9 protein-coding genes are annotated in these 9,046 nt (G+C 44.1%); all 9 read right to left on the bottom strand.

What is annotated here, in order from left to right:
- Positions 1 to 141 precede the first annotated feature (141 nt).
- The 9 genes from lysS to nadB all read right to left on the bottom strand — a co-directional run bounded on the left by lysS (position 142) and on the right by nadB (position 9,043).
- Entirely contained in the window at positions 142 to 1,608 is a 1,467-nt protein-coding gene (gene lysS, locus ciss_RS10450) for a lysine--tRNA ligase (protein WP_075866237.1), read from the bottom strand.
- Positions 1,609 to 1,620: 12 nt separating this feature from the next.
- Positions 1,621 to 2,094: a transcription elongation factor GreA gene (gene greA / locus ciss_RS10445; RefSeq protein WP_075866236.1), complete on the bottom strand. Its 474-nt coding sequence runs from the start codon at positions 2,092 to 2,094 to the stop codon at positions 1,621 to 1,623.
- A gap of 135 nt (positions 2,095 to 2,229) precedes the next feature.
- Positions 2,230 to 3,312, bottom strand: a complete 1,083-nt coding sequence (locus tag ciss_RS10440; protein ID WP_075866235.1) for a shikimate dehydrogenase — start codon at positions 3,310 to 3,312, stop codon at positions 2,230 to 2,232.
- A 2-nt stretch (positions 3,313 to 3,314) separates the two neighbouring features.
- On the bottom strand, positions 3,315 to 3,845 hold the full coding sequence (locus tag ciss_RS10435) for a transcriptional regulator (RefSeq protein WP_075866234.1): 531 nt from the start codon (positions 3,843 to 3,845) through the stop codon (positions 3,315 to 3,317).
- Between the two features lie 99 nt (positions 3,846 to 3,944).
- A complete protein-coding gene (dusB, locus tag ciss_RS10430) occupies positions 3,945 to 4,910 on the bottom strand; it encodes a tRNA dihydrouridine synthase DusB (RefSeq protein ID WP_075866233.1) in 966 nt (321 codons plus the stop codon).
- Positions 4,885 to 5,658, bottom strand: coding sequence for a type III pantothenate kinase (locus tag ciss_RS10425; protein ID WP_075866232.1), 774 nt, complete (start codon positions 5,656 to 5,658; stop codon positions 4,885 to 4,887). Before ciss_RS10425 ends, dusB begins: the two co-directional genes overlap by 26 nt.
- Positions 5,642 to 6,631 (bottom strand): biotin--[acetyl-CoA-carboxylase] ligase, encoded by a 990-nt coding sequence (locus tag ciss_RS10420; protein WP_075866231.1) that lies wholly within the window; start codon positions 6,629 to 6,631, stop codon positions 5,642 to 5,644. Before ciss_RS10420 ends, ciss_RS10425 begins: the two co-directional genes overlap by 17 nt.
- Positions 6,628 to 7,479, bottom strand: a complete 852-nt coding sequence (gene nadC, locus ciss_RS10415; RefSeq protein WP_077177558.1) for a carboxylating nicotinate-nucleotide diphosphorylase — start codon at positions 7,477 to 7,479, stop codon at positions 6,628 to 6,630. The genes ciss_RS10420 and nadC overlap by 4 nt, the downstream gene beginning before the upstream one ends.
- A 4-nt stretch (positions 7,480 to 7,483) precedes the next feature.
- Positions 7,484 to 9,043, bottom strand: coding sequence for an L-aspartate oxidase (gene nadB, locus ciss_RS10410; protein ID WP_075866229.1), 1,560 nt, complete (start codon positions 9,041 to 9,043; stop codon positions 7,484 to 7,486).
- Between the last annotated feature and the right edge of the window lie 3 nt (positions 9,044 to 9,046).

Here is a 9,046-nt window from a genome sequence, read left to right as displayed (position 1 = left end):
TCTTTTGTTCCTGCTCCTTAAAACCGCTGTTTTTCGCCCTACTTTGGGGTAATTTTATTTTTGGGTTTGTGTTTATACCTTATTTGGCGCGGTTCTCTCAACTTAGCAATTTACTCAAAAGCAAATTCTCCCTCTGCCTCCTTAATCCCGGGGACGCATCAGGGGGAATAAAATAACATCCCGAATTGATGCTTGGTCAGTTAAAAGCATAACCAAACGGTCAATACCGATTCCCAGCCCCCCGGCAGGCGGCATTCCGTACTCTAAAGCGGTGATATAATCTTCATCCATCATGTGTGCTTCTTCATTTCCTTTGGCCCGGGCTTCTAACTGTTTTAAAAAGCGCTCTTTCTGGTCAATGGGATCGTTTAACTCGGAAAAGGCATTGGCCATTTCCCGCCCATAGATAAACAGCTCAAACCGGTAAGTTAAATCAGGATTTTCCTTTTGCCGTTTAGCTAAAGGTGATACTTCCACAGGATAATCAATCACAAATGTTGGGTTAATAAGGGTAGGTTCCACCTTTTCCTCAAAAACTGCTGTAATGATTTCACCCCAGCCCATGCCTTCTTCCACCGGAACCCCCAGCTCTTTGGCCTTGGCATAAGCCTGGGCCGGGTCTTTGACACTGGCAAAATCCACACCGGTAGCCTCTTCAACAGCTTTTAACATGGGAATTCGCTTCCACGGTCTTTGCAAATTAATTGGTGTCCCCTGGTAAGTTATTTCTAAAGTTCCCAGCACCTTTTCGGCAACATGGGTAATTAATTCTTCGGTAATATCCATCATATCATGGTAGTCAGCATAAGCCTGGTACAGCTCTAACATCGTAAACTCCGGATTGTGTTTTGTAGAAATACCTTCATTCCTAAAGTTTCTGTTAATCTCATAAACCTTTTCAAAGCCGCCTACCAAAAGACGCTTTAAATAAAGTTCAGGCGCAATCCGCAAATACAATTTCATATCCAAAGCATTGTGATGGGTAATAAACGGCCGCGCCGCTGCTCCCCCGGCAATGGGATGCATCATTGGGGTTTCCACTTCTAAGAAACCTTTCTGGTCTAAAAACTCCCGAATAGTCTTGATAATACGGCTTCTTAAGATAAAAGTTTCCCGAACTTCAGGGTTGACAATCAAATCAACGTAACGCTGCCGGTAACGAAGTTCCACATCGGTAAGCCCATGCCACTTTTCCGGAAGCGGCCTTAAGGATTTGGCTAATATTTCAAAACCGGAGAGCCAGACGGTAATTTCACCTTTTTGGGTTTTAAAAACATGACCGGTAACGCCAATGATATCGCCAATATCCAGTTTCTCAAATAATTTATAGGCATCAATACCTAATTCGTTTTGCCGGGCATAAATTTGAATTTTACCGGACATATCCTGGATATGAGCAAAGGAAGCTTTCCCGTGACCCCTTTTCGCCATAATGCGCCCGGCTATTTTCACCGTTTTATCAACCAATTGTTCAAAGTTAGCGAGAATTTCTTTTGCAGTATGGGTTCGCTCAAACTTGCCGCCGTACGGTTCAATACCAATTTTCCGTAACTCAGAAAGTTTTTCTAACCGCACTTTAACAAGTTCGTTTAGTTCCTGGTGCTCCAACTTGGCTCCCCCTTATTCTAAGATATCGACGATCTCGTATTTCAAAGTACCAGCAGGTACTTTTACCTCCACCACAGTTCCTTTTTTCTGTCCCAAAATAGCACTCCCAACGGGCGATTCGTTGGAAATTTTATTGGCCGAAGGATCGGCTTCCGCCGAACCTACAAGATAATACTCTTCTACCGTGCCATATTCTAAATCTTTTAACACGACTTTTGAGCCTAAGGTAACCACATCTTTTTGTTGTTCGTTTTCAATAATTTTAGCATTCCTTAACATTTTTTCTAAAGTAATTATCCGTCCTTCGATAAAAGCCTGTGCATTTTTGGCATCTTCGTATTCGGAGTTTTCACTTATATCCCCAAATTCTATCGCCTGCTTAATCCTTTCGGCTACTTCCCGCCGTTTAACCGATTTCAACTCTTCTAATTCTTGTTCTAATTTTTTAAGCCCCTCCCGGGTTAAGATAACTTCTTTTTCCTTCATATTTCTCTCTCCTTCAAGCTTAATAACTTTAATAACTTCCATAAATTATACCGAAAGCACTGCTGGTAACAGCAGTGCTTCATTTCTTTAAACGCAGTTTATTATAAAAGAGGAACTAAAGCTTGTCAAGAAATTTTAAGTAGCAAAAACAGACTTTTTCAGAGCATTTTTTCTAATTTTTTCTATTTCTTCGGAAGATATTGCTCTCTCAAAGCTTCTAAAGCCTCCAACCTTAAAACCATGTTTCTGAGCCAACCTGCTTATTTCTTCCACCTTTTCTAATTCCATGTCCCGCCCCAACGAAAAGTTTTCAAAGCGTCCCTCTAAAGTTAAAATCATCGTCTCCGCCATACAGGCATAAGAAGTTTTGGGAGGAAAACCAAAGTTTAAGTTAAACTCCACATCTCCCGGAACTTCCACCACTCCACCCTCTATAACTAAAACATCATCCCGCAGCTTGGCTACCTCCTTCGAAACATCCCGGGGGCGTGAAACATCGCATACCACCGCTCCCGGTTTTAAATCTTCGGGCTCGATAATAGTATCCACCGAACTTGTAACTGTTATTACTATGTCAGCTTCCTTTAAACTTTTTTTCACATTATCGGTAATGGCAACCGCCAACCCCGATTCTTTTAAAATTAAGTCCGCCACCGGCTCAAGCTTTGCAAGGTTACGTCCCACTAACGTAAGATTTTTTACCTCTTTTGCCATAAAACGCGCCGCCACCTTGCCTATGGAACCGGCCGCTCCTATTACCACCACATTGGCCTTTTTTAAATCGTGTCCCATAATCGCCGCTGCTTTTTTAGTCCCCTCCAGAGCGGTCGCAACCGTGTAACTGTTTCCGGTAGTTACCGCAATATTGAGGTTTTTCGCCACAGTAATCCCTGCATCACCCACTACCGAAGTAAAAGCTCCAAGGCCAACAATTTTGGCCCCTAACTTTTCCGCAACTTTTCCCGCTTCAATTATTTTCCCTAAAACAAACTCTTCGGGTAATTCAACCATCTGCCGGGTAGTTAGCGGACAGGTGATAAAATAACCTTCCACTTCATTATATGGTGATTTCACTCCGGTTATGTGGGAAGCTTTAAAGGCCGGTAGTTTTTTTAAGCCCCATTCAATTAGCCAATCCGGAAGATATTTGGCTAGGCCAAACTTTTTTGCTACATCCTTGGCTTCTAAAGGATGTATGATAAAAGCAAATTTATCCATCTTTATTTACCTCCCCGCACCGTTTTAATTGCTTCCCTTAAAACCTCTGGATCAAGATAAACATCTTCTTCAATAGGCGTATGCCCAATAGTAATACCAATCACTTCCCGGTCAACAATCGCCTGAGCCACCTTTACCCGCATATCCGAACCAATCATGATTACCGCATCAAACTGCTGCGCTGCCGCAATTAATTCCATTAAAAGGTTTACCAGCTCCGCCGCGCTCTTTCCCTCAATGAATTCCCAGCGTTCTTTATCGGTCATCAATAAGGTAAAATCGACCCCTTCTTCTTCACAAACCTTTTTGAGCTCCTCAACATTTTTTAAAGGAAAACCAAATACCGCAATTTTCGTACCTTTGCGTATTTCCCCAATCCCTTCGAGTCGTGAAATAAACGTCCGCTCCAACCCCAGAATATTGGCCGTTTCCTGCTGGGAATAACCCTGCGAGCGCAGCCTTAAAATTTCGTCCACCATCCGGTCTATTTTGTCCCTGGAAATAACTTTATCCCCAATTCGCACAATCTTCATAGGCGCTACCCCTTAAAAAATACATCCTATAAAAAAGAAAAATATGTACACAATTTTGTGTACATATTTTAACACTTTTATTCCGTCAATGCAACTCTTTTAATTTTTCTCCATCATTAAAAGTACTTCTCTTACTTCCTCTGGAGTTTTCGCCCGGTTTAATATTTCCCTTAACCTGGAAGCACCGGGAAGACCTTTAAAATACCAGCCCCCGTGTTTTCGCATTTCCCGCACTGCAATGTACTCGCCTTTAAATTGCAAAAGATTCTCAAAATGCTTTAAAGCAACTTCCACCTTTTCCTTGGGCAACGGCGGCGGAACTTCTTCTCCACGCTCAAGATAAACAATAATCTGCTGAATAAGCCAGGGATTACCCATAACCGCCCGCCCAACCATAATAAAATCGACTCCCGTTTGTTCTAACATTTCCTTTGCCTTCCGGGGAGAATCCACATCCCCATTCCCCGTAACTTTTACCTTCACCGCCTGCTTAACCCGGCGAATTACCTCCCAGTCCGCCTTTCCCGAATAGAATTGCTCCCTGGTACGTCCGTGAACCGTAATCATATCAGCCCCTGCCGCTTCCATTCTTTGGGCAAATTCAACGGCGTTTACGGAATTTTCATCAAAACCTTTTCTAATTTTTACCGAAACGGGAACGGAAACGGCATTTTTTACCGCCGCTACAATCTTTTCCGCCAATTCTGGCTTTAACATTAAAGCCGCGCCTTCACCATTTTTGACAATTTTCGGTGCAGGACACCCCATGTTAATGTCAATTAAGCTGGCTCCAGCTTGCTCAACTATGCGGGCCGCTTCCGCCATTTTTTCCGGGTCACTACCAAAAATCTGGACCGCTACCGGCATCATTTCCCCTTGCAAATCAATCATCTGCCGGGTTTTAGAGTTGCCGTGCAGCAAAGCTAAGTCGTTAATCATTTCGGTAACGGTAAGACCTGCTCCAAAACTCTGACAAATAAGCCGAAAAGCTTTATCGGTAACCCCCGCCATTGGTGCTACAATTACCGGGTTTTTAAGCTTAATTTCCCGCCTGGTTGCGCTCATAAATAAGTCTAATACCCTCCAGTGTTAAGTTCTGATCTACCTTCTCAATTTGCCGGGAATCGGTCGCAATAAGCTCAGCCAAACCACCGGTAGCAATAACTTTTGCCGTAACTCCCAGTTCTTTTTTCATTCGGGCACAAATCTCATCCACCTGACCGATAAAACCGTAAATAATACCGGCCTGCATCGCCGAAACGGTATTTTTACCGATTACGCTCAAAGGTTTTACAAGTTCAATCCGCGGAAGCTTAGAAGCCCGGGCAAAGAGCGCCTCGGTAGAAATTCCTATCCCCGGACTAATAGCCCCACCAAGATATTCTCCTTTTTCATTAATTGCATCAAAGGTAGTAGCGGTACCAAAATCTACTACGATTAATGGGCCACCATAAAGATGATAGCCCGCCACCGCATTGACAATCCTGTCCGCCCCAACTTCCCGGGGATTTTCAAATTTTATTTTTAGACCGGTTTTCACCCCGGGACCTATGACCAACGGTTTTACCTTAAAATAGTTATAACACAGCTGTTCAAAAACAGGAGTTAACGGCGGTACTACTGAGGCAATCCCGATTCCCTCAATATCTTTAAAATCAAGATTAATAAAAGAAAAGAAATTTTTAATTAAAACCGCATATTCATCAACGGTCTTGTTTCTATCCGCAGCCATTCTCCAGGTTTTAATTAGGTTTCCCCTATCATAAATCCCTAAAACTATATTGGTATTCCCAATATCAACCGCTAAAAACATCTTCGCCCTCCTCCTTTCTTCTCAAACTTATTTCTCCTGCTGCAAATCGTTTAATAGTCTTTCCATCGTTTATTATTAAACTTCCATCTTCTCCAAGGTCGTGGAGTACACCTCTATACTCCCGGTCGCCGGTAATTATCATCACTTCTTCCCCTAAAAAAGCCATTCTTCTTTTATATTCCGTCAAACTCCAGGAAAATTCTCCTTTTTTAAATTCCTCGTATAGTTTCTCAAATCTTTCTAAGAATAAGGCTAATAAGCTTTGCCGGGAAACCTCCGGCAGATGTTCTTTCAAGGCAGTAGCGGGATAGGCAAAGCTACTTTTTACCTCTTCAGCTAAAGGTTCGATATTTATACCTATACCCACCACCGCATAAATAGTTCTCTCCGCTTCCGCGGCTATTTCGGTAAGTATACCGGCAACCTTCCGCCCATTAATTAAAAGGTCATTGGGCCATTTAATTTGCACATTAACCCCGAGAACTTCCAAGGTCTGAGCAAGGGCAAGGCCAGCTAACAGCGTTAACCCGGGAAGCTCCACAGGAGGTAAGTTGGGATAGAGAACCAAACTAAAATACAACCCCTGTCCCGAAGGTGAATTCCAGCTGCGTCCCAGTCTGCCGCGGCCAGCGGTCTGACCGTTAGCCGACACCAAAAAGCCTTCAGGAACCTTACTGGCGGCCAGCTCTTTGGCCCGGTCGTTGGTTGAACCTATTAAATCGTGGTATTCCCCGGTATGCCCCAAATAGCTGGTTTTAAGGAACGGTTTTAATAAATAATACGCCGGTATGTCAGGATAATGCTCCAGCTTATAACCCTTCCTGGGATGGGCGGTTATCTTATACCCTTCCCGTTTAAGCTCCTTGATATGCTTCCAGATAGCCGTCCTTGTCACTCCAAGTTTTTGAGAAATTTCTTCACCGGATACATAATCCTGACTTTTAACTAACATCGAAATAATTTCATCTTTCATAAACCAGACTCCTTTAAACTTATTAAGTCAAGGCTTATATCCAGGGCTTTGACCGAATGAGTAAGGGTTCCCAGAGAAATAACGTCAATACCCGCCCGGGCATACTCCAAGATATTTTCTTCACTTATTCCACCGGAAACTTCCAATAAAACTTTATCTCCGGCAATTTTCCTTGCTTCTTTTACCCTCTGGGGAGACATGTTGTCAAGCATTACTATATCCGCTCCTGCCGCAATAGCTTCTTTTAATTCTTCAAGGCTTTCCACTTCTATTTCAATTCTCAACGTGTGGGGAGCATATCTACGCGCTCTTTTAATCGCTTCTTTTATTCCTCCAGCAGCCTTAATGTGATTATCTTTTATTAAAATTCCATCACTTAAATTAAACCGGTGGTTATGGCCCCCGCCCACCCGCACGGCATATTTAGAAAGCCAGCGAAGACCGGGAACGGTTTTTCGGGTATCCACTACCCTAACCGGGTAATCCTTCACCAGGTTGATGATCCGACGGGTTTTGGTAGCAATTCCCGATAAAAACTGCAGGTAATTTAAAGCTACCCTTTCCCCCATTAAAATTACCGCTGCCGGGCCATAAATTTTCGCAATAACCTGCCCCGAAGTGACCTCATCACCATCTTTTACAAAATAATCAATATGTACCTTATCCGAAAGAATTCGATAAACTTCCTCCAGCACAAAAAGCCCGGCAACCACCCCGGGCTCTTTGACCTTTACAAATCCCACCGTATGCTCATCACCAACCGCAATGGCTTCCGTAGTAATATCTCCCATTCCAATATCTTCCTCAAGAGCCAGACGTATATGTTCCCGTACGTAAAAAGGTAGCACCTTATCACCTCGATAAAACAATGTGTTTCTGCCAGAGAAAATCATCCCTTTGGGGATAATCGGAACGGAAATGCGCTCCCCGGCTTTCCTCCCGGATTAAAGCAGCCAGAGCAATTAAAATAGCCGTTTGGTATAAATTCGCAGCCACCGCTTCTTCAATACTTTTCGCCGGATAAGAAAGTTTAAGTTTGCGTAAATTTTCTAGTAACACCCTTAATCCCTGTCCGTTACGAATGATTCCGGCATTTTCCCACATCAAATCTTTAATCCGGGCAATAGCCTCCTTAGCTTCAATACCTTCCGTATTATCCCCTTTGAAACTTGACATTTCTGGGTAATTTATCCGTGTGGATTTTAAAATATTTTTCGTTCGTTCAACTATCCGGTAACCAAACACCAGCCCATCTAAAAGGGAATTGGAAGCCAGACGGTTAGCTCCGTGTACCCCCTGGCACGCTACTTCCCCGCAGGCATAAAGCCGCGCTAAATCCGTTTCCCCCCAGATGTTGGTCCTCACACCACCCATAAAGTAATGGGCAGCCGGTAAAACCGGTATTAAATCTCTCTTGGGGTCCAAACCATTTTCCTTTAAAGTTTGTACTATTCGCGGTATTCCTGCTAATTGTTCGTCGGTAAAGCTCCTGATATCCAAATATACCTGGCCTTTTTGTGCCTGGTCCCATATGGCCCGGGCCACCACATCCCGCGGTGCAAGGTCGGCAAGCTCGTGGTAGTTTTTCATAAAATACTCGCCGGCAGCGTTTACCAGCTTGGCCCCTTCCCCGCGCACCGCTTCGCTGATAAGAAACTTTTGCCGTCCGGGCAAATTTAAAGCGGTTGGATGAAACTGAAAAAATTCCATGTCCATAACTCCCGCTCCCGCCCGGTAGGCCATAGCTATTCCGTCACCGGTAGCCACATCCGGATTGGTGGTCTCCCGGTAAACCTGTCCGGCTCCACCGGTAGCTAAAACCGTAAACTTGCTTAAAAATAAACGTAAGCTGCCCTTCTCATCCCAGGCTAAAGCCCCCAGGCACTCCCGGTCCTCGGTTATTAAATCCAGGGTAAAATGATTTTCCATTATATGGATATTAGGATAATTTTTTACCGCCGCCGATAAAACCCTTTGAATTTCTTCTCCGGTGGTATCGCCCCGGTATAAAATTCGCCGGCGGCGGTGGGCTCCTTCCATCCTCAAGGCCAATTTACCATCTTTGCGGTTAAAATCAGCCCCTAACTCCACCAGGTGATGGACCCTCTCGATGCCATCCTCCACCAAAACCCTTACCGCTTCTGGATTGCACAAACCTGCTCCCGCTGCAATCGTATCCTGATAGTGAAGTTCCGGAGAATCCTCCTCGGTATCTACCGCCGCTGCAATCCCGCCCTGGGCTAAATCGGTATTGGTATCCCCCAAATTTTTTTTGGTTAAGACGATTACCTCACCATAGCGGGCAGCATTTAAAGCAGTATAAAGACCAGCAATTCCGCTGCCGATTACCAGGTAATCGGATTTATAAACCGGAACGCCGGATAAATCAAAGTCAATTAAATACCGGCGCAACTT

Source organism: Carboxydothermus islandicus, assembly GCF_001950325.1.
In the GTDB taxonomy this organism is placed as follows: domain Bacteria; phylum Bacillota; class Z-2901; order Carboxydothermales; family Carboxydothermaceae; genus Carboxydothermus; species Carboxydothermus islandicus.
The sequence above is the reverse complement of the archived record's forward strand: the minus strand, read 5'-3'. Positions and strand labels throughout refer to the sequence as shown.

Excerpts from the sequence above, each read along its gene's own strand:
- dusB (WP_075866233.1), bottom strand. The coding sequence starts at position 4,910 with ATGAGCGCAACCAGGCGGGAAATTAAGCTTAAAAACCCGGTAATTGTA.
- ciss_RS10440 (WP_075866235.1), bottom strand. The coding sequence starts at position 3,312 with ATGGATAAATTTGCTTTTATCATACATCCTTTAGAAGCCAAGGATGTA.
- ciss_RS10420 (WP_075866231.1), bottom strand. The coding sequence starts at position 6,631 with ATGAAAGATGAAATTATTTCGATGTTAGTTAAAAGTCAGGATTATGTA.
- greA (WP_075866236.1), bottom strand. The coding sequence starts at position 2,094 with ATGAAGGAAAAAGAAGTTATCTTAACCCGGGAGGGGCTTAAAAAATTA.
- ciss_RS10435 (WP_075866234.1), bottom strand. The coding sequence starts at position 3,845 with ATGAAGATTGTGCGAATTGGGGATAAAGTTATTTCCAGGGACAAAATA.
- ciss_RS10425 (WP_075866232.1), bottom strand. The coding sequence starts at position 5,658 with ATGTTTTTAGCGGTTGATATTGGGAATACCAATATAGTTTTAGGGATT.